We start from the raw sequence: 17,762 nt of genomic DNA, 5'->3' as shown, positions 1-17,762 counted from the left end.
CGATTGATTCTTTCATTCCTCTGAAATCGCCATAATCGATACCTTGCGCGCCCATTCAATCAGATTTTGGCTCGGAGGGTAAGAGATAATTCATACAGTTTTGTGATGCGCGTGCTTAACGTGCTTATCGGTTGGCTGCAACCCTTCGGGGTCACGCCCCGAAAACTCGATGTGGATTCCATTGCAAAGAAAGCCCAACGAAGAACTGGTTTCAAGGATGCGGGTTCGGGAATGCATGTTGAGGGAATGCACCAGTTGGTGAAGGCCGTAAATCGTTCGCCAGTTACTGATTTCGGGAAATTCACATCTACAGGCTTTGGAGTTGACGCACTTTCCAATCGGTTGCGTTTGGTAGAACACTTGAAGCGTCATCCAGAAGTGGAGGATGTAAAGATCGAGCGTCCCGTTTTTATTGTAGGATTTCCGAGAACTGGAACCACGCTTTTGCAGAATCTGCTTCATTTGAGCGCGGACAGACGGGCGTTGGAATTCTGGGAACTCACCAACCCGATTCCTGTTCATTCAGACCCGAAGGCCGATGTTAAAAAGCGTCAGCGGATCACAAGATCACGTCTTGCAGTTGCAAATTTTGTGGTGCCCGAAATGAAATTCATCCACGAAGTTCGACATGATTCTCTCGAAGAATGCTGGTCGCTGTTCATTCCGCAGTTTGCGGTTCCCAACTGGGATATGACGGGGCGTTGGCCCGATTACGGAGAATGGATGTTGCAACATGACCTACGGCCTGCATACCGCGAGTACAAGAAGTTCTTGCAGGTCATGGTTTCACGCGTTCCCGACAAGCAGTTGATTCTGAAGTGTCCCGACCACATGTGGCATTTGGATGCGCTGTTGGAAGTGTTCCCCGATGCCTGCATTATTTGGACCCATCGAGATCCAAGCAGAAGTATACCGAGCTACTGTAGTTTGGCTTCGCTGAATTGGCGATTGCTATACGGAGAATTTGACCCAAAGGAAATGGGGCCGTACATCGAAGACCGATTCATGCAGGGAATTGAGCGCGGTCTTGCTGTTCGTGAGCGGGTAGGGGACGAACGGTTTTTGGATGTGAATTTCCGAACCCTGTTGAATGAACCGATAGAAGCCGTGAACCGGATCACATCGCATTTCGGACTTACTCCTGTTGATGAGGAAAAGATGAGGGAATACTTGACAACAGATCGGCCTGATGACCGTGGAAAACACAAGTACGCTGCTGACCATTACGGGTTGGATGTGGATGCCATCAAAGAACGATTCAAAGATTATATCGAACGGTTCAACATCTCCTTGAACTAAAACTATTCGCGGTTTGCTACATTCGCGTTAAGCAACAGTTCATTGATGCCAGAAAGTTCAGAACAGTTTCTAAAGGTCTTCAGCTCGCTTTTTCAGGATGCGGGTGATATTGACCAGAATACACTTTTCCGAGAACTGGAAGAGTGGTCGTCCATGCAGGCGCTGATCGTTATTGCTGCCATTGATGAGCATTTTGGAGTGACGATTCCTGAACGGGAATTCAGAGAGGCAAAAACGGTTGGCGACCTCTACCAACTCACCAAAAACGGTTGAAATGTCCGGTTTTGAAGGACATCATGTTCGGTTTGCGGGAATCGCGGCCGCGGTCCCAAAACAGCGGGAGGATAATGCCGAACTCACATCATTGTCAGAAAAATCGAAGAACGAGATCATCAACCAAGTTGGAATCCGTTATCGTCATGTGGCGCCTGATGGTGTAACAGCAGCGGATCTGTGCGAAGCATCGGCAAAGCCATTGTTGAAGGAACTTGGTTGGAGTGCTTCTGAGATCGGTATTCTGATTTTTGTTACACAGACACCGGATCATATTGTTCCAGGAACTGCCACACAGCTACAGAACAAGCTTGGATTACCGCAAAATTCCATCTGTTTGGATTTGAATCAAGGCTGTGCGGGTTATGTGTATGGAATGTCGGTGATTGTGGGGATGATGAACTCTTTCGGTATCCAAAAAGGCTTGATGCTGGTTGGCGATACGATCACCAAAATGGTTTCGAAGAAGGACAATTCCATCTATCCGATTTTTGCGGATGCAGGGAGTGCGACTGCTTTTGAATTGGACGAAAATGCTCCGAAAATGACTTTCGGAATCGGTTCGAAGGGTGCGGATTTTGAAGCAATCCATGTTCCGTTCGGTGGATTCAGAAATCCTACAACGGAAGAGTCTCTGCGACTGCAGGAAGTTTCAGAAGGAGTACAGAGAAACCTCAACCAACTGGCCATGAACGGTCAGGCGGTTTTCACGTTCGGGCTTTCAACGGTTGCATCAGAGATCGGTAAATTGATGAGCACCATGGAAAAGAGTCCCGAAGACATCGATTATCTGGTGCTTCATCAGGCCAACCAATTTCTGAATGATAGCATCGCGCGTAAGGTTGGTTTCTCCAAAGACAAAACCCCGAGTTCACTTCACTATTATGGAAATACAAGTTGCGCAACCGTTCCTGTCACCTTGGTTTCGCAGCTTAGTGATCAGCTCAGATCAAAACATCTCAGATTGATGCTTTCCGGATTCGGTGTTGGGCTGTCGTGGGGAAATGTAATTTTGGAAACAGACAAGGTGGCTTGTCTGCCGATGATCCAAGTTTGAGCCGACAGATAGACATAACAGTAGTTGTTCCGGTTTACAATTCGGTGGAAACGTTGCGTCCGCTGTACGAACGCACCGCTGAAACCCTGACCAAACTCGGAAAGAGCTTTGAAGTGCTTTTTGTAGAGGATGGCGGTCCGGAAACGAGTTGGAATGAGTTGAAATCGATAAAGACGGCTTATCCTGAAATGGTTTCGCTCATTCGCTTGGGTAGAAATTATGGACAAAATGCTGCCACGGTCTGTGGTATCACGCATGCCAAAGGGGCTTCGGTCATTACCATTGACGATGACCTGCAAACTCCTCCAGAAGAAATCGAAAAACTCATCGGTTGTGCGCAAGAAACGTCAGCTGCCATAGTTTTTGGAGTGACGGCATCTCAGAATAATCCTCTATTCAAAAGAGCTGGGTCTTGGTTGATCAAAAAGATCTTTGACTGGGTGGATGGTTCCGATATCGGCTCTTCCTTCCGACTCATTTCTCCCGAACTGAAAGGTAAACTGGACAAGCAGACCCACGATCAACTCTTTCTCAATCAGGTCATTCATTGGTATACTGACGAGGTGGAAAAAGTGGAAGTGATTCACGAATCAAGGTCCGAAGGTCGTTCTGGCTATTCCTATTTCGGTCTGATCTACTTGGCATTGAAACTCATTTTCTTCTACACGGATTTTCCTCTTAGAGTGATGAGCGCCTCAGGATTTCTTATTGCCTTTGTGTGCTTCGGTGTCGGCATCTACTACATCTATCAGAAACTGGTTTTCGGTGCCGAGGCAGGATTTGCCTCCATTATAACCGCCTTGTTCTTTGCAACTGGACTCATTATGATCTGTTTGAGCGTGCTTGGTGCATACATCAGCCGAATCTATGCAGATAGGATTCGAAAACCTGTGTATTCCATAAAAACCCGATTGTAATGCGGCTACAGCGTTATGGTATACAACTTGAATCATTACGACCTGACCATTTGGAAATGGTTCGGTTGTGGCGAAATCAGGATTATGTTCGGAATAATATGCAGTTCCAAGGATTATTGACGCGTGAGGATCAAGAACAATGGTTCACCAAACTGGACAGTGAGCGCAACCTTTACTGGGTTATCAGAACCCACAAATATCCTATTGGACTTATTCATATAAAAGATATCGATATCAGTTTAGCTGAAGGGGAAGCTGGCATTTTTGTGGGAGAACCGAGTTACTTGGAAATGCCTCAGCCCATGCTGGCCATTCTGTTCATGATGGAAATGGCATTCTATGCTTTAGGGCTTAAGCGATTGAAGGCGAAGATCCGGAGTGGAAACAGCTTTGCCATCTCATTTAATTTGAAGCTGGGATATAAACTACAGCCTGATCAACCCTCCGATTTTCAGTATTACACCGTCAATGAAAATGATTTTGAACAGGCTACGGAGCATTTGCGGGCCCAATCGGCAAAAATGTTCGGTTCAGGTACCGTTGTTCAGAATGTAGCGGATCTCAATTCGCTCCAAAGCGATTTATTGAAAGGGCTGCTGGAACAAAGCAGATACTTCAGTCCGAAACTTGATTGAATTTCCACCTTCGAGGTTCCAATTTCAGTGCTAATCGTATTGGGAAGCATGGATGCAATCCCCAATAGATTATCCGAAAAGGGAACCAAAGCCGCCCAAAGGTCCATTTTCTTGAATCGAGTTGATTCTCGATCTTACTCATTGCGTTCCAAAACTGGTTGCCGTTGTATTTCAAATATTCCTTTGGTGCCCGACCCTTGAAGATCTCCATCCCGATGTGGAAAGTGAGAAATTCATCGGTGAAAACCTTAGGATTTTGCGCGAAGCAGAACAGATTCTGAGATAAGGTCATTTCAACATACGGAACTCCGATGCAGACATTTTCGAGCGAGAATTTTGGGAACAGTTCTCGCTTGAATACGAAACAGTCGAATCCTGGATGTTTCAGTCCTTTTTCGGCAAACATCTGCTCCATTTCTTCCACCGAATGGAATTTGGCGGGTATTCTCCTACGGTTGATCATAAATGCATCGAATCCCTGATCAATGAGTTCCAGAACCGTCTCGTAGAAATGAGGTTGAACACCGATATCAACATTTGAATAGATGATGTAATCCGCGTCTGATTCGCTATAAGCCCGGTTCAGAATGTCAAACAAAAGAGGCAAATGCATCTGCTTCTCAAACGGATGAATGTCCGTCACGTCACGGTCCAGATCGGCTGTGGCTTTAAATTCAAAAGGGACCATTTTTCGGTCATCCTCTGTTTGAGCCGATAGGAGTTCAATGGCATTAGGTTGGCGACATATGTTTCGAGCCCTTGCCATTGAGGCGACAGTAACCTCCTGCGCAAGTTTAAGGTCGGAGTTTTCCGATGGGTGAAAAATGTTGATGATATGAGCTATCAATGGCATTGATGAGTACTCAAAGAACGCGATTTGACCTTATCCGAAAAAATGCATGGCTAAGTTTCGTTTCTTTGTGAATAGATGTCGAAACGTACGGTAATAACTGCCGAAGCTCCAAGTTTTTCGGAGTATTTCCGCAATATATGGAAGTATCGAGGATTGATTGTGACCTTGGCCAAGCGCGATCTGAAGATCAAATACGCGCAGACCGCGCTGGGCATTGCTTGGTCCTTTTTGCAACCACTGACGGCCGTTATCGTTTTCAGTCTATTCTTCGGTTTGCTTTTGGATGTGAATGTTGGTTATCCGTATGCATTGTTCGTATTCGGTGGAGTGCTATGCTGGAACCTGTTCATTTATATTTTCAGTCATGGCAGCACAAGTCTGATGAACAATCAGGATCTTATTAGAAAGTTGTCGTTTCCAAAACTCATTCTCCCGGCATCAAAGGTGTTGGTGGCATTTGTAGAGGTAGGGCTCACACTGCTGCTCATTATTCCTATGATGGCCTGGTCAGGAATACCGTTTTCGCTTCGAATGTTAGCCGTGCCATTTGTCCTTTGCTTTACAGCCGTTTTGGGATTGGGTGTGAGTTTAATACTTGCGGCTGCCACGTTACGTTACAGGGATCTTCACCACATTATTCCATTCCTTGTCAATTTTGGAATCTGGTTCACACCGGTCTTTTACCCTGTGTCGCTGATTCCGGCAGAATATTCCGAATTAATTTATCTCAATCCAATGGCTTCGCTCATTGAAATGATGCGATGGTCATTGTTCGGAGAAGAAATGAATGTGATGGCTCTTACAGGATTGATGATTTCGGTCATTGTACTGCTTATTGGCCTACTATACTTTAAGCGTGTCGAAGATAAAATAGCTGAACTCGTATAATGAGACCTGTACTAAGAGATGAAAATCTGGAAAAGGAATTCCAGAAGAACGGATACGTTCATGTCCCTTTCTTGAAAAAGGAAGAGGTGAAATACCTGTGGGATAAGTTCTTTGAGGTTTTGAAAACCAGCGGAGGTCACGTTTCACCTAAGGATGCAGGGTTGGATATGGATTATACCATCACGTACGATTTCACATTCATTGACCGAAATCCTGATCACAAGCGCGAAGTGCTGAAGATCATTGACGAGGTTTTCCGTCCGCACTACGAGAAACTGCTGGCCGATTACAAGCCGATCATTGCCAATTACATCCGCAAGGAAGAACAAACGGGCGAAGTGCCGTTGCATGAGAATTGGGCGTTTGCCGATGAGAAAAAGTGTTGTACCGTTTCCATTTGGTGTCCGTTGGTGGATAGTCATAGAGGAAACGGAGCATTGGAGGTTGTGCCCGGTTCGCACAAGCGTTTCGGACAGCATCGTGGACCAATGGTGCCATGGGAGTTGGAGGGAATCAAAGATGATATCATCAAAAACGACCTGGTTACATGCGACATCAAAGCGGGCGAGGCTATTATTCTCGATGACAGCATTGTTCATTATTCCTATCCGAACACCACCAACGATCTACGAATTGCCATACAATTGATTTTGATTCCGGAAGAAGAGCCAGCCATTCATTTTCACATGAACCAAGCAGTTGACAACAAGACCGTAAATGTGCTTGAAGTGGAGCAGGATTTCTTCATGGAGTTCAATCCATGGAAACAGCCCACGGAATTCAAGAAGATCGGAGAAGTACCATATGTTCAGAAAGACCTGACCTACGAAGAGTTCAAGAAGAAGTTGAACGGACCGCGCTATGATGAGAAACCATCATTCATGCAACGAATGAAAGCCGTTTTTTCATGATCGACTTTTTGAAGGATAGCGACCTGGCTGCGCGTCTCGAAAGGGATGGGTATGTGGTTGTTTCTCTATGTTCCTCGGAGCAAATAGGACAATTGCAGAAGCTGTTTCAACGGGTTCCTGCGGATGAAAGCAGCCCTTTCTGGTCGTCTTCGTTTCTCTCAGATACCGACTTCAAAAAAGAACTGAGTGATTCTGTTGGCGAGGTTCTCGATTCAAGTTTGCAGCAATTACTCTCTGAATTCAAACCACTTGGTTCCAGTTTTCTGGTAAAGCAACCTGGTGAATATTCGGAAATGCCCATTCATCAGGATTGGACGGTTGTGGATGAATCGAAATTCGGTTCGTATACATTCTGGATGCCGCTTCAAGACACGACCACTCAAAACGGTTGTCTTCAGGTCATTCCGGGAAGTCATAAACTGAACAGCCAACTGAGAAGTCCTTCTTTGCCGGTTGATTTTGAGGGAATCAGAAAAGAACTCAGAGCATATTTGATCGATGTTCCGCTAAAAGCCGGAGAAGCGATTCTATTCAATCATGCACTGATGCATGCATCACCAGCCAATCTTTCGCAAGATCCGCGTGTTGCCGTTACGTTCGGGTTAGTGCCAAAAGCTGTGGATCTGTTCATGTATTACGGTACAGAAGATGGCAAAGTGAAGAAGTACAACATGCCTGATGACATGTTCATCAAGTATCCTGAAATTAGAAATGAACCACTTATTGGTGAGTTCGCAGAAGAATTTGATTATCAAATAAAAGATATGACCATGGCTGAAGTAGAAGAACAACTCGGCAAACCGAAATCGCAGATGGTTCCACTTTTCAAAGATCCAGAGTTACAGGAGCATTTTGAGAAGAATGGATTTGTGAAGATTCCTGCATTGGAGCAGGAGCAGATCGATCAGCTCATCGCATTGCACAAAGAACTCAACCTCAAGGATGAGAAAGGCTACGGTTTCCATGTGGGAATGGACAATGCGGACAAGCAATTGGTCACGAACATGGTCAATCGCATCAAGGAGATCGCCATGCCAAAAGTGGAGGGCAATCTGACCGGTGCGCAGGTGTTTACAGCGTCATTCGTCATCAAAGAGCCGAATCCGCAAGGCGTTGTGCCACCGCATCAAGATTGGTCGTTTGTAGAAGATGAGAAAAAGCATTGTTCGGTTACGTGTTGGATTCCTTTGCAGGATGTGAATATGGAAAACGGCTGTATCGGTGTGATCAAAGGGAGCAACCGTTTTTTTACGAACGTGCGCCCTTCGCCATCGCCACAGGTGGAGACACCGCTAAAACGCCACATGTACACCATTTTCCCGTACTTGGAATTGCTGGAAATGAAGGCTGGAGAGGCGCTGATCTTCGATAACCGAACGTTCCATGCTTCACCTCCGAATACGACCGATTCGGCACGCTTGGCGGTTGGTCTTGGTTTCACGCAAGCGGAAGCAGAAATCCGACATTATTATCTGAAACCGGGTACAGAGGATACGCTTCTCAAATACAAGATCGATCCTGGGTTTTTCCTCAAGTACGATAATCTCGGTCTTTCGAAAATGTATGATGCAGGCAAGAACATTGAGGGTTACGAACTGCTTGGCGAGATGAAGTACGAGTGGGAAAACCTCTCCGAAGCAGAAATGCGGGAACTGATGGAAAGTGCGGGAAATAAGTTCAATGCTCCGTTGGTAGAAACTATGACCAAGCTGTTTGTTCAGCAACCACAACAGGAAGAAAAGCAGCCGGAACCGGAGCCTGTGGTTGAAAGCCAACCAGAGCCGATTTCAAACGGAGATGGTCGAACGTTCTGGGAGATGTACACTCCCATGAACATCATTCGAGAAGTGAAATTCAGATTGACGGGAAAAGCATAGCCATGTTCAGTTTTCCAGACAAGATGAAGCGGGTTTTCAAAGACCCTGAAATGCAGAAAACCTTTGAGGAAAGAGGTTATGTTACGGTTCAGTTCTACACACCAGAAGAGATTGCGGAGCTGAACAAATTGTACGATGATCTGCATCCAGTAGATGAGAAAGGATTCTACCCAAGCACGTTCTCGCAAGACAAGAATTACCGTCAGAAAGCCGATGAGGAAATACGCAGAATAGGCAACAGAACCATTTCCAATGTGCTTCAGGATCAGAAGGTGGTCTGCGGCAGTTTCATTGTAAAATATCCAGGTCCTGATAGCGAAATGTGTGTGCATCAGGACATGACATTGGTGGATGAAACGGAGTTCACGGGTATAAATATCTGGTGTCCGTTGGTGGATCTTACCGATACGAACGGAGCCATTTACGCGCTGCCAAAAAGCCATCGGATGTATCCGACCTATCGTGGAGCAACGGTGCCGAATATTTATCAGGGTGTAACGAAGGAGATCGTTGATTTCATGACGCCACTTTACCTCAAAGCGGGCGAAGCGGTCATCTTCGATCAGAGTATTATTCATTATTCGCCACCCAATTTTTCTGATGAGAGACGCGTGGTGACCAACATCTATTTCACTCACAAGGATGCACGGTTCAGAACGGCTTACTACAACAAGGAAGAAGATTCGGAGAAAATCGAACTGTTTGAACAGGACGAATCCTTCATGACCGATTTCGAGCAGTTTGGAGACAACATTTACGACCGTCCGAAGATCGGGAAGAGCCTCGGCAAATTCGATTACCATTTTAAGCGACTTACGGTAGAAGACCTGGAGAAAGCTTACGGCAAACCGCGAAAGGTTCCAGAGATTTTCAAAGACCCTGAACTACAGGAGCAATTTGATGAGAACGGCTTTGTGAAAGTTCCATTCCTGAATGAAGCGCAGATCAAAGAGTTGGATGAGTTGTTCGATGAACTTCATCCCGAACTTCCAAATGAGGGTTTTATTTCTGGCAGCTACTCGCCAGATATAGAATACAAGCAGAAAGCCTCCGATTATTTCAAACGTGTTTTTCACGATAGCTACGAGCGGATCTTTAAGGATTACACACCTTTCGGTGGTTCGTTCCTGTTCAAGATGCCATCTGAGAATTCAGACCTTGTTCTTCATCAGGATTGGACCATTGTGGATGAGGAAAAGTATGTTGCGCTGAACTGTTGGGTTCCGCTGTGCGATACGGATGAGAACAATGGTACGCTGATGGTACTGCCTGGTTCACAGTATTCTAACTTTCCGGTTCATCGTGCACCAACATTGGATTTCTTTTTCAATGGGAATGATGACCTCGTAAGAGAGAAATTGGTTCCGATGAATGCGAAGGCTGGCGAGGCTGTTATTCTCAATCAGAGTCTGATCCATTACTCGCCACCGAACCGTTCTGGCAAGATCAGAAAGGCCATTACTTCGGGCATCAAGACAAAAGGTGCTCCAATGATGTTCTATTATTACGATAGAGCGGCTGCCAGACCTGAATTGGATGTTTATGAAATGGACGAGAATTTCCTGATCATGTTCGATGATTTTGGCACCGATATTTTCCTTCCACCAAAACACGGAAAGAAGGTCAGGACCATTGAATACAAACTTCCGCAGCCAGATAAAAAGGAAATGGAACGATTGCTGGCCAAGTTTGCAGGTGAGGAAATTCTGGAAACGGAGTCCGTACCAGTAGAAGCTCATGAGGAAGTTGACACGAGAACTTTTTGGGAGACCTACACACCTGGCAATATTCTGAGCGAGATCAAAAGCAGACTTACCAATTAGTGAAACAGAATCGCCAATATTTGAAGGATTCCCAACTGGACAAACAGTTGGCCGAACGGGGTTATGTGGTCATTCCATTTCTGAGTGATGAGGAGGTTCTTTCGCTGAAACAGGTTTTTGAAGAAGCGCATCCCGAACAGCACGCTCCTTTTTATGCTACAGCACATCACCAAGATTCGGATTTCAGAAAGAAGATGAGCGCGGCCATTTCGAACGTGTTGCAACCGCATTGCGATGAGGTATTCAATAACTGCAATTTGCTTGGTGCTTCGTTCATTTCCAAGTCGAAAGATGATGACAGCAAACTCCAACCGCATCAGGATTGGAACATTGTGGATGAGAACGAATTCCGCTCATTCAACCTTTGGATTCCGTTGGTTGATCTTACCGAAGAAAATGGAGCAATTGAGGTGCTACCGAAAAGCCATGATTGGGTTCGGGGTTATCGCCACTCAAGCATCGATTGTGCTTATCGAAAGGTGCATGACCTTGTTTGGGAGAACATGAAGCCCCTTTACATGAAAGCGGGCGAAGCATTGATATACGACCACTCATTGCTCCACGCTTCAAAGGCCAACAGAACGGATGAAAAGCGTATTGCCTGCGCCAGCGGTGTAATGCCAGCCGAAGCGCAGATGTACTTCTATTGGAACAACGATGGAACCATCGAGCAGTACGAAAGCAATGTGGAATTCTTCATGACGCAGAACATTTTCGAAGGCCCGAATGGTCTGAAAAAAGTGGCTGAGTTGGAATATGATTTTCCTACAGTGGAGGAGGCTGAATTCTATCGATTCATTGGAAAGGAAATGCCAAAATCTGAACCAGTTGTGGAAGAGGTTTTGGTTCAGCCTGAACAGGAAATAGACAGCCGTTCATTCTGGCAAACCTATACTCCGATGAACATCCTTCGCGAGATCCATTTCAGAATCACTTCAGGCAATTGATGATCGATCACGAACCGATTTTCAGAGATTCTGTTCTCAATCAGCGGCTTTTTGAAGAAGGCTACATCACCTTGCCTTTTCTCAATATGAAGGAAATTGATCAGCTAAAGGAACTTTTCTGGGAACATCATTCCCAAGATGAAGTGGAGGGGCTTTATGTTTCAGCCCACTTTAAGAATGATGCCCAGATCCATCAGATAAGCGATGCCATTCAGCAGATTTTCAAGCGGGCAATCAATGAGCACATTGAAAATGGAATGACGCTTGGCGGAACGTTCATTTCAAAACCGCCACATCAGACTGAACCGCTCCAGCCGCATCAGGATTGGAGCATTGTGGATGAATCACGCTACCGTTCGTTCACCATTTGGGTTCCGCTGGATGACGTTTCTGAGGAAAATGGGTGCATGTACGTGCTTCCGAAGAGCCATGAATATGTTCGCGGCTACCGTCATATTTCCATTGATAGCGTGTTCGGAAAAATTTACGACACGGTCTGGAAACACATGAAACCCGTGCACCTCAAAGCTGGCGAAGCCATTGTTTTCGACCATGCGTTGGGGCACGCTTCAAAACCTAACACAACGGATAAGGTGAGAATTGCTGCCACGCACAGCCTCATTTCCAAAGACCCGGAAATGCGATTTTATTGGAATAATGATGGAGTAGTGGAAGAATATGTTGGTGAGAACGATTTTTATAATACTCCCGAAGCCAAGGTCGGGCCAGGAACATTAAGGAAAGTTCGAACATTGGACTTCAAACCGCAACAATTGAACGATGAAGAGTTTTTTACCTTGGCCTGTATTGAAGAAAGACCTGCTGAGCAGTTTGCTTCGAAGGAGAAACAAGGGATAGTTAACTGGTTCAGACGGATGTTAAACTGAATGCATGCTTAAGAATTTATTCAAGAAGAAGACGGAATCAACGGCTGTTGAAAGACACCGACCTACCCATTCTGCTACGGATGTGGGTGATTTTTATAACACATACAACGATAAATTCCTTCAGGTGTACGGAGATGTGATTCAGGCTTTCCGAACACATAACGTGGATAAACTCCTCGATTATCAGATCGAGGTTATGGGATTGAAGGAAGGGATGAAGGTGGTGGATGCGGGTTGTGGAGTTTGTGGTCCAGCCATTTACTTTGCAAAGAACGCAGGCGTGGAAGTTCACGCTGTAACCATCAGTAAAGAACAGTTTGACGCTGCCAAAAAGCGAATCAAGGATGCTGGTGTTGAGGACAAGGTTTTTGTCTACAATGGAGATTATCACGACCTGAAAAACGTGATCGGGGCTGACGGTTTCGATGTGGTTTACTTTCTTGAATCATTCGGTCACTCTCCGTATCACCACAAGGCGATCGATTCAGCTTGGAAGGTTTTGAAAAATGGAGGTCTGCTTTACATCAAGGATCTGTTCAGAAGAGAGCCGTTGTTGCCCGAACATGCTGCGAAGATCGAGCGCGAGATCAAGAAGATCAACGAGTCGTATCGTTACAATATTGCTGATCTATATGAGGTACTTGCCCATTTACGCAAGCAAGGCTGGATTCTTTCCAAATTCAAAACCATCGACCTTCCATTAGGTGAATTTGAAAACCTGACGATTTCAAACGAATTTCAGGAGCTGACCGGAATAGCCTTGATTGAGAGTTGGGATGATTACGTGTTTCCAGTTGATTTTTTCGAGGTGTTCTGCATCAAACCTGAATTTGACCTGAGTAATGGGCTGGACAAGTATTTTCTTCAGAACCTCATGTACATGAAAGTGCATGGAAAGAAGGAAGAGGACTTATAATTTCCTAACATCTTACGTTGTCTCATTCACGTAAGTAAGGTCGAGAAGCTGGGTACAATTTATTCCAGCATCAGTTTTTATGTGTTTTAAGAAGTTGAGTGCGACCTATGACCACGTCCCAGGGTTGCAAGGTGTAAAACAGCAATTGTTCAATTACCGCAGGATCTTTTTGAATCCATTCTTCAACTGTTTCGGCCTTTTCAGCCTTGTAAACGGCCATTCCGGTAGAATCATTCAATGGACCAGCATACAGAAGTAGATTTTCGGAGTTCAAACTATCAAAGTAGAAGCCATGTTTTTCCAACTTTTGACAATAGATGCGATCCAGTTTCACCCTGTTTATCGAGTATCTGGCCACAAAAAACTTATGAACTGTAGTTTCTTTCTTTTGTTCACTGTTTTTTGTACAGCCAATTGTAAATAACAGAGCGAGAAATACCCAAAAAAGGCTAAAGTTCCTTATCTTGTATACATCGAACACAGAAGCCATAGTTTTTGGGATAATGTCGTTTTGAGATAATATCATCTCGATTACTCAAGTTTCTATCGAACGCACCGGAGCTGTCAGACTCAGAACTCCAAAAGCAAACGTCCGTTCCCTCCTTGATATATTTGTGATCCCCATCAGGCAGAGCCATTCTTCCCCCGGTAAGATCACCATTGAATCCTAATTTGCCACCCGTCTTAAAGAGATTACCTGCTGTTTCACCACCTACCGTTGCAATTAGAATATCCCAATCTTGGTTGCTTGGTATATGCCAGCCGTGAGGACAGACGCCCTGACTGCCTTCTTTAGCATTACCACCCATTGCAGTAGCCCATGTATACAGTCGACCATATTCTTCGCAATTTTCTTCTTTATCGTCATAGCAGTAGCTTCCTTCTCCAACATTATATCGAAGATTTTCAGCCATCCAAACTTGATTTCCGATTTTCACTGTCTTATAAGTTCGACCATCACGTTCATCAACAAGGTCTGGTGCAGCAGAGAATTCAAAATCCAAGAGGGAATCCTTTAACGTGGAATCAACATTTGCGGCCGACTGATCTGACCCATTGTTCATAGAATGTTCATTGCAAGAAGAAAAAATGACCGCCAGAATCAGACATGAGGTGATAGGAGTTTTCATAAAGTTCAAGGTTGATTAATCTGCTCAAATGTAGCCACTTTGACCAGTTTGGCAAATCGATAAATTCTTCCTGCCTTGGTTCGTGTATCTTCAACTTCGCTGCATGCACCCGGTTACTTGATGACAGCTGATCAGGTTGAGTTCAATGATCACGTTCCCGAAAGCACTTTGGTATTTGTTAAGTTGCGATACAACGACTTTTGCGATGACTAGCGTTCGATAGAGATAGGTTCAACGCTTTTGTTTGGCTACAATATTTGGCGATATTGCGATGGTTTTTCCGAATAAGCAAACTGGTGACAGGTTCAAGCATTCATGCATACGAATACGAACAATGATGATGCTACAGTGGCCATTGAAGCGGTTGACCTTTCCAAGTGTTTCGGAGGTACGACTGTGTTTAAATCGGTCAGTTTTACGATCAGGAAAGGTGAGAATGTTGGGATAATAGGACCTAATGGTGCTGGAAAAAGCACCCTTTTCAAAATACTTTCGGGAGTTTTAAGACCCGATTCGGGAAGTGTGATTCTGAATGGAAGCGTTTCTTCTATTTTGGAAATTGGCATGGGGCTTCATCCTGACCTGACAGGGTTTGAGAATATCTTTTTCGCTGGACAGTTGATGGGCAAGTCAAGGAAGGAAATAGAACGAGGAGTTTCAGAGATTATGGAGTTCAGCCAACTGGGTGAACACATGAGCAAACCTGTAAAACACTACAGTAGCGGCATGTATCTGAGATTGGCCTTCTCTATCTACATGCAGCTGGAAACAGATATTCTTTTGCTTGATGAGGTGCTTAGCGTGGGGGACGCATCCTTTAAAAGGAGGTCACTTGACCGTATGGCAGAGTACCGAAACAGGAGTAAAACAGTAGTATTGGTCAGTCATAATCTCAATGATATTGAAAATTTCTGCGATCGGGTTATCTATTTGGACAAGGAAGTGAAAATGGACAGTTTCAATATTCGAAATGTGATTCTTTCATATCTTTCCAGTTATCCCAATCAACCAAAGTTGATTGACAATAGTTGGATAGTTGTCAGGCCTGGCCAAAAGATTGAAAATAGTGCTCCGTTGGTTCCTCAGGTCAATGAATATTTTTCAATCGATGATTTGCAACTTCTAAAAAACGGTAGTTCATCCAGTACTGAGTTTCTTCATAGTAATGAGATAGTTATAAAAATTAACTACACAAAATTATTGGATAGAGGGAGGCTTACTTTTATTTGGAAATTGTTCGATCTGAACGATGTAATGTTTATGGCCTCTTCTCCATTGTTCGATAGGAAAATGCGCGTGGCGGAAATGCCAAGGGGCAAATACGAAGAGACGACAATCATTCCAGGTAATTTCCTGAATACGGGGAGGTATTATCTTTCAGTAATATGTGGATTAGACGGGCATCCAATTAGCACTTATCATTCCATATTGGCATTTACTGTTGTGTTGGATGAATGGATGTTGAAGGAAAGGTGGTCTACCATACCATCACCGATCATAAAGAACTTTGATTGGAATAGAATACGAATAGAATAATTTAATTTCAGGCATGAACGGATTTATGAGGCGAATGTTTAAGATTAAGGGGCGTGAAGTCCCTGACCTATACGATTTCCGAACCATCACATTGAATGGTGTTGCTGATTACCCTAATGGGTTGAAACAGGTACAGGAAAGGGAAATCGATGGTATTATTGTGAAGGGAGCTCTCACTACTGATGAGGTTTCCAAGATAGATAGCTTTACAAGGAGCATGGTGAGCGGTGTTAAGGAAGTGCACTACCATTCTAAAGGTTATGTTTATCCAAAGCCCTTTTCTAGTTTGGGAAATGAAATTCCAGACCCCAAGACCTATTTTGAGCAGACCAAGAAAGTACGGGACGGTTTCGAATCGAAATGTGGTGTCGACATAGAAGAGCGTCTATTCCAACTCTTGAGCAATATGGCCGGAGGGCGCAGGGTTTCCTGTCCAGAAATGCAAGAACTCGGTGGCTCCTGTATACCTTATGGACTTCGTCTGCTCAAGCCACTAACGGGAGCATTGGAGGTTCATTGCGGCAATCTGTTTCATGGTCAGCACAATAAGTTCTATGAATTCATTGACGATAACGTGGGCTCCTATGATCAACTCAGCTACTTTTATGTGGTTCAGCCCTCCGAGTCAAGTGACCTGATTCTGTTTGCAAGGGAATGGTCCGAGGGGCAACATAAGAAGGAGTTCGAACAGATGTACACGTTTACAGACGAAAATGGCAAGGTAGTGGACTGTTCCGAGTATGGCATTGACCGTATGACCATCAGATTGGAGCCTGGAGATTTTCTGACATTTGCCGGTGGCCCAATCTGGCACATGGTGGATGAGGTGAAAGGCCACGCTGGACGGATAACTGTTGGTGGTTTCATGGGCTTTACCCATGATGATATGGAAGTTCAGGTCTGGTCTTAGGGTTTGCTTTCAAGTTAACTTACGCGGCTCACCTGATGAGTGCCATCAACCTATCGAATAACCCGGTAGGTGCAGGTATAATGCCCAGGTCATTCAATGTAACTTGGTCTAAGCTATAGCCCCACTCCCCCACGATCTCGAGATCTGTTGGCAACTGTTCGTGGTTATGTGTCAGCAGATATTCCGGTTCAGTCACATAACCCACAACCGCCCGTTTGGTCTCATCCCAAAAGTAAAGTACCATTTCAGCCCCCGCATTGGTCATGGCACAGGAGGTGGCCACCCGAGGAATCTCTGTGTTGTTCGGGTTTGAACCATGTATGGCCCGATGGTCATAAAGAATGGCATCACCAGGGTTCAATTCATAAGTCTCCATATTCTGCCAAAGCCAATCTCTGATGTCAACCGTCTGATCGGGAATATTGGGTCCTCGGAACAACTGCTTCATTCTGTGACTTCCCTTGAGTACTTTCAAAGCTCCGTTATCATCGGTTGTCGGAACAAGGGGAATCCATAGGTTGAACGATCTGTAAACCTCTTCATTCACAATGCCAAAGTCAACATGAGGACAGCTTACCCCGCCACCATTAGGCAGTTTTATGACAAACGAACCACCGAAAATATTATAGTTGTCAAAGTACTTTTCGCAGAACGGGGTGTAGATATCAATTATTTTTTCTATTGTTCTCGCCTTATATTCCTGATCGTGAGAATGCCAAACAGAATTGATGATGGAGTTATGTGTAAACTCGGGCTGATTGGCAGTATTATAATCAAAAAGCTCCTTGACCGCATTTTTGTCCAGGAAATCGCGCATCACCACTACCCCGTCAATATTCAGTTGTCGCTCCAATTCAGGATCCTTCATTATTGGAGCATGTATCAGTGGTCTTTCTTTCATGC

The 17,762-nt window shown here is 44.8% G+C and carries 17 protein-coding genes; 14 read left to right on the top strand and 3 right to left on the bottom strand.

All coding sequences use genetic code 11. From position 1 onward, the window contains the following. The first annotated feature begins 105 nt into the window (after positions 1 to 105). The 5 genes from GC178_03525 to GC178_03505 are packed head-to-tail and all read left to right on the top strand — an operon-like array spanning position 106 to position 4,181. Positions 106 to 1,299, top strand: a complete 1,194-nt coding sequence (locus GC178_03525) for a hypothetical protein (protein ID MBI1286628.1) — start codon at positions 106 to 108, stop codon at positions 1,297 to 1,299. A gap of 45 nt (positions 1,300 to 1,344) precedes the next feature. Next, positions 1,345 to 1,572 carry an acyl carrier protein gene (locus GC178_03520; protein ID MBI1286627.1) on the top strand — a complete coding sequence of 76 codons (228 nt, stop codon included), beginning with the start codon at positions 1,345 to 1,347 and terminating at the stop codon, positions 1,570 to 1,572. Position 1,573: 1 nt separating this feature from the next. Then, on the top strand, positions 1,574 to 2,629 hold the full coding sequence (locus GC178_03515; GenBank protein MBI1286626.1) for a ketoacyl-ACP synthase III: 1,056 nt from the start codon (positions 1,574 to 1,576) through the stop codon (positions 2,627 to 2,629). After that, positions 2,521 to 3,546 (top strand): glycosyltransferase, encoded by a 1,026-nt coding sequence (locus GC178_03510; protein ID MBI1286625.1) that lies wholly within the window; start codon positions 2,521 to 2,523, stop codon positions 3,544 to 3,546. The genes GC178_03515 and GC178_03510 overlap by 109 nt, the downstream gene beginning before the upstream one ends. Next, positions 3,546 to 4,181: a GNAT family N-acetyltransferase gene (locus GC178_03505; GenBank protein ID MBI1286624.1), complete on the top strand. Its 636-nt coding sequence runs from the start codon at positions 3,546 to 3,548 to the stop codon at positions 4,179 to 4,181. The genes GC178_03510 and GC178_03505 overlap by 1 nt, the downstream gene beginning before the upstream one ends. Here GC178_03505 and GC178_03500 read toward each other — a convergent pair. Beyond that, a complete protein-coding gene (locus GC178_03500) occupies positions 4,162 to 4,869 on the bottom strand; it encodes a hypothetical protein (protein ID MBI1286623.1) in 708 nt (235 codons plus the stop codon). The genes GC178_03505 and GC178_03500 overlap by 20 nt on opposite strands. A gap of 240 nt (positions 4,870 to 5,109) precedes the next feature. On the opposite strand from GC178_03500, the gene GC178_03495 reads away from it, so the two are divergent. From GC178_03495 to GC178_03465, 7 genes are read left to right on the top strand one after another with little or no spacing between them, the layout of a single operon-like run. Beyond that, positions 5,110 to 5,922: an ABC transporter permease gene (locus GC178_03495; protein ID MBI1286622.1), complete on the top strand. Its 813-nt coding sequence runs from the start codon at positions 5,110 to 5,112 to the stop codon at positions 5,920 to 5,922. Next, complete coding sequence (locus tag GC178_03490) at positions 5,922 to 6,833, top strand: hypothetical protein (GenBank protein ID MBI1286621.1); 912 nt, start codon at positions 5,922 to 5,924, stop codon at positions 6,831 to 6,833. The genes GC178_03495 and GC178_03490 overlap by 1 nt, the downstream gene beginning before the upstream one ends. After that, entirely contained in the window at positions 6,830 to 8,710 is a 1,881-nt protein-coding gene (locus GC178_03485; protein ID MBI1286620.1) for a hypothetical protein, read from the top strand. The genes GC178_03490 and GC178_03485 overlap by 4 nt, the downstream gene beginning before the upstream one ends. A 2-nt stretch (positions 8,711 to 8,712) precedes the next feature. Beyond that, on the top strand, positions 8,713 to 10,533 hold the full coding sequence (locus GC178_03480; GenBank protein ID MBI1286619.1) for a hypothetical protein: 1,821 nt from the start codon (positions 8,713 to 8,715) through the stop codon (positions 10,531 to 10,533). Next, a complete protein-coding gene (locus tag GC178_03475; GenBank protein ID MBI1286618.1) occupies positions 10,473 to 11,480 on the top strand; it encodes a hypothetical protein in 1,008 nt (335 codons plus the stop codon). Before GC178_03480 ends, GC178_03475 begins: the two co-directional genes overlap by 61 nt. Continuing rightward, positions 11,480 to 12,367 (top strand): hypothetical protein, encoded by an 888-nt coding sequence (locus tag GC178_03470; GenBank protein MBI1286617.1) that lies wholly within the window; start codon positions 11,480 to 11,482, stop codon positions 12,365 to 12,367. The genes GC178_03475 and GC178_03470 overlap by 1 nt, the downstream gene beginning before the upstream one ends. A 4-nt stretch (positions 12,368 to 12,371) precedes the next feature. After that, on the top strand, positions 12,372 to 13,283 hold the full coding sequence (locus GC178_03465; GenBank protein ID MBI1286616.1) for a methyltransferase domain-containing protein: 912 nt from the start codon (positions 12,372 to 12,374) through the stop codon (positions 13,281 to 13,283). A gap of 449 nt (positions 13,284 to 13,732) precedes the next feature. Here GC178_03465 and GC178_03460 read toward each other — a convergent pair whose 3' ends face one another. Then, positions 13,733 to 14,413: a hypothetical protein gene (locus GC178_03460; GenBank protein MBI1286615.1), complete on the bottom strand. Its 681-nt coding sequence runs from the start codon at positions 14,411 to 14,413 to the stop codon at positions 13,733 to 13,735. 315 nt (positions 14,414 to 14,728) lie between these two features. Here GC178_03460 and GC178_03455 point away from each other — a divergent pair, with 315 nt between their 5' ends. Together GC178_03455 and GC178_03450 are read left to right on the top strand one after the other, a co-directional pair. Then, complete coding sequence (locus tag GC178_03455) at positions 14,729 to 15,949, top strand: ATP-binding cassette domain-containing protein (GenBank protein ID MBI1286614.1); 1,221 nt, start codon at positions 14,729 to 14,731, stop codon at positions 15,947 to 15,949. Positions 15,950 to 15,983: 34 nt separating this feature from the next. Further along, the gene (locus GC178_03450) at positions 15,984 to 16,859 is read left to right on the top strand and encodes a hypothetical protein (GenBank protein MBI1286613.1); all 876 of its coding nucleotides are present in this window, start codon (positions 15,984 to 15,986) and stop codon (positions 16,857 to 16,859) included. A 28-nt stretch (positions 16,860 to 16,887) separates the two neighbouring features. On the opposite strand, the gene GC178_03445 is transcribed toward GC178_03450, so the two are convergent. After that, the gene (locus GC178_03445; GenBank protein ID MBI1286612.1) at positions 16,888 to 17,760 is read right to left on the bottom strand and encodes a hypothetical protein; all 873 of its coding nucleotides are present in this window, start codon (positions 17,758 to 17,760) and stop codon (positions 16,888 to 16,890) included. Between the last annotated feature and the right edge of the window lie 2 nt (positions 17,761 to 17,762).

It is taken from the genome of Flavobacteriales bacterium, from assembly GCA_016124845.1.
In the GTDB taxonomy this organism is placed as follows: domain Bacteria; phylum Bacteroidota; class Bacteroidia; order UBA10329; family UBA10329; genus UBA10329.
This window is presented reverse-complemented; position numbering and strand designations above follow the sequence as displayed.

Bases quoted from the DNA above. Each gene is read 5' to 3' on its own strand.
- GC178_03525 (MBI1286628.1), top strand. From the start codon at position 106: ATGCGCGTGCTTAACGTGCTTATCGGTTGGCTGCAACCCTTCGGGGTC.
- GC178_03520 (MBI1286627.1), top strand. From the start codon at position 1,345: ATGCCAGAAAGTTCAGAACAGTTTCTAAAGGTCTTCAGCTCGCTTTTT.
- GC178_03515 (MBI1286626.1), top strand. From the start codon at position 1,574: ATGTCCGGTTTTGAAGGACATCATGTTCGGTTTGCGGGAATCGCGGCC.
- GC178_03505 (MBI1286624.1), top strand. From the start codon at position 3,546: ATGCGGCTACAGCGTTATGGTATACAACTTGAATCATTACGACCTGAC.
- GC178_03500 (MBI1286623.1), bottom strand. From the start codon at position 4,869: ATGGTCCCTTTTGAATTTAAAGCCACAGCCGATCTGGACCGTGACGTG.
- GC178_03495 (MBI1286622.1), top strand. From the start codon at position 5,110: ATGTCGAAACGTACGGTAATAACTGCCGAAGCTCCAAGTTTTTCGGAG.
- GC178_03490 (MBI1286621.1), top strand. From the start codon at position 5,922: ATGAGACCTGTACTAAGAGATGAAAATCTGGAAAAGGAATTCCAGAAG.
- GC178_03485 (MBI1286620.1), top strand. From the start codon at position 6,830: ATGATCGACTTTTTGAAGGATAGCGACCTGGCTGCGCGTCTCGAAAGG.
- GC178_03480 (MBI1286619.1), top strand. From the start codon at position 8,713: ATGTTCAGTTTTCCAGACAAGATGAAGCGGGTTTTCAAAGACCCTGAA.
- GC178_03470 (MBI1286617.1), top strand. From the start codon at position 11,480: ATGATCGATCACGAACCGATTTTCAGAGATTCTGTTCTCAATCAGCGG.
- GC178_03465 (MBI1286616.1), top strand. From the start codon at position 12,372: ATGCTTAAGAATTTATTCAAGAAGAAGACGGAATCAACGGCTGTTGAA.
- GC178_03460 (MBI1286615.1), bottom strand. From the start codon at position 14,413: ATGAAAACTCCTATCACCTCATGTCTGATTCTGGCGGTCATTTTTTCT.
- GC178_03455 (MBI1286614.1), top strand. From the start codon at position 14,729: ATGCATACGAATACGAACAATGATGATGCTACAGTGGCCATTGAAGCG.
- GC178_03450 (MBI1286613.1), top strand. From the start codon at position 15,984: ATGTTTAAGATTAAGGGGCGTGAAGTCCCTGACCTATACGATTTCCGA.
- GC178_03445 (MBI1286612.1), bottom strand. From the start codon at position 17,760: ATGAAAGAAAGACCACTGATACATGCTCCAATAATGAAGGATCCTGAA.